Source organism: Cryobacterium sp. Hb1 (assembly GCF_004403585.1).
Classification (GTDB): domain Bacteria; phylum Actinomycetota; class Actinomycetes; order Actinomycetales; family Microbacteriaceae; genus Cryobacterium; species Cryobacterium lyxosi.
The window spans coordinates 1-2,136 of the sequence record NZ_SOHI01000041.1; the positions used below are offsets into that span (position 1 = coordinate 1).

The window sequence follows — 2,136 nt, forward strand, 5'->3', positions numbered from 1 at the left end:
TGTTAACGCCGACCGAATATAGGGCCAGTATCGCCGACTGAAAACAGGGCCACCAGCCACTATGGAGGGTGATCAATATGGATGATTGGGCGAAGATACGCCAGCTGTTTTCAACGGGCCAGCACTCCAAGCGCGAGATCGGCCGACTCGTCGGCGTCTCGCGGGGAACGGTCGATCGGGCGTTGGAGTCGGACCGGCTACCGAAGTATCAGCGCGCCGCGACGGGGTCGAGTTTTGACGCGTATGCGACGCAGGTCCGGGTGCTGTTGGCCGTGACGCCGCGGATGCCCGCCTCGACGTTGGCGGAGCGAGTCGGCTGGTTGGGGTCAGCGTCGGTGTTCCGAGACAAGGTCGCCTTGATCCGACCGGAGTATGTCCCGCCGGACCCGGCCGATCGGCTGGTGCATGAGCCCGGCCGGCAGGTGCAGTGTGACCTCTGGTTTCCGCACGAGCCGCTGCCGCTGGGCCATGGACAGGAGGGCATGCCGCCGGTGTTGGTGATGACGTCGACGTTCTCCGGGTTCTTCCAGGCAATTATGTTGCCCTCGCGAACCACGTCGGACTTGCTCGGCGGGATGTGGTCGCTGTTGCAAGCCGCCGGCGCCGTGCCGCTCCGGCTGACCTGGGACAACGAGACTGGCATCGGCAAGGGCAAACTCACCGAACGCACCGCCGCGTTCGCCGGGACCCTCGGAACCGAGATCAAGCTGCTCAAGGCCCGCGATCCGGAGTCCAAGGGCATGGTCGAGCGCCGCAACCGGTTCTTCCGATCGTCGTTCATGCCGGGGCGGCATTTCGCATCGCCGCAGGACTTCAACGAGCAGATCGCTGACTGGCTGCCGCTGGCGAACGCGCGTCATTCCCGGTCACGACGGGCGCGCCCGATCGATCTGATCGAGCAGGACCGCGCCGCGATGCGCCCGCTGTCACCGGTGCCGCCGGACGTGCTCTTTCACAACACGGTGCGCCTGCCGCGGGACTACTACGTCCGGGTGCTCTCCAACGATTACTCCGTCGCGCCGGCGATGATCGGCCGCCTCGTCGACGTGACGGCGAGCCTGGACACCGTCAACGTCACCCACAACGGAATGAACGTCACCTCTCACGAGCGGGAATGGGCCCGCGCGCTGACGGTGACTGACCCGGAGCATGTCGGGCAGGCCAACGTGCTGCGGCGCCAGTTTCAGTCGCTGCGCCATCACCGCCCGCAACCGACGGTCGCGTTCGTCGAGACGGCCAGCCTGGCGTCCTACGACCGGTTGTTCGGCGTGGAGACCGGCACTGAGCTGCGCGACATGGACGTGGTCGCATGAGCGGCGCCGCGGCTTCACAGATCGAGTACTACGCCCGGGCGCTGCGCGCGCCGAGGATCGGCGACGCGTTCCGCCGCCTCGGCGACCAGGCCCGTGATTCCGGTTGGTCGCACGAGGAATACCTTGCCGCGGTCCTCTCCCGCGAGGTCTCCGAACGTGAAGCGTCCGGCGCGGCCCTGCGGATCAAAGCGGCCCGGTTCCCCGGCCACAAGACCCTCGAGGACTTCAACTTCGACCACCAACCCACCGCAGACCGGAACCTCCTCGCGCACCTGGGCACCAGCACGTTCGTCACCGAAGCGAAGAACGTGGTGCTCCTTGGCCCGCCGGGCACCGGCAAGACCCACCTCGCCGTCGCATTGGGCGTTCAGGCGGCCAAGCACGGCCACCGCGTCCTCTTCGACACCGCCACCGGCTGGGTCGCCCGGTTGCAGGAAGCTCACTCCCGGGGCAAGCTCGCCGCAGAGCTCACACGGCTGCGTCGTTACAGCGTTTTGATCTGCGATGAAGTTGGCTATATTCCGTTTGACCAGGACGCTGCGAACCTGTTTTTCCAGCTCGTTGCGAGCCGATATGAACATGCATCGCTGATCCTCACGAGCAATCTGGCCTTCGGCCGCTGGGGCGAGGTCTTCGGTGACCAGACCGTCGCCTCCGCGATGATCGACCGAATCGTGCACCACGCCGACGTTCTCAGCCTCAAAGGTGCCAGCTATCGGCTCAAAAGCCACCAGCCCGCCGCTGATACGGCATAGTAGAAAACACAGATAGTGGTCCTGTTTTCAAACGGCACTATTGGCCCCGTTTTGGCCCAGCGTTAACA

General features: G+C 65.4%; 2 protein-coding genes. Both read left to right on the top strand.

Annotated elements, in window-relative coordinates; genetic code table 11:
• Window positions 1–68: 68 nt before the first annotated feature.
• Complete coding sequence (istA, locus tag E3T38_RS16505) at window positions 69–1,313, top strand: IS21 family transposase (protein WP_370449059.1); 1,245 nt, start codon at window positions 69–71, stop codon at window positions 1,311–1,313.
• Window positions 1,310–2,068 carry an IS21-like element helper ATPase IstB gene (gene istB / locus E3T38_RS16510; protein WP_134549192.1) on the top strand — a complete coding sequence of 253 codons (759 nt, stop codon included), beginning with the start codon at window positions 1,310–1,312 and terminating at the stop codon, window positions 2,066–2,068. The genes istA and istB overlap by 4 nt, the downstream gene beginning before the upstream one ends.
• Window positions 2,069–2,136: the final 68 nt, after the last annotated feature.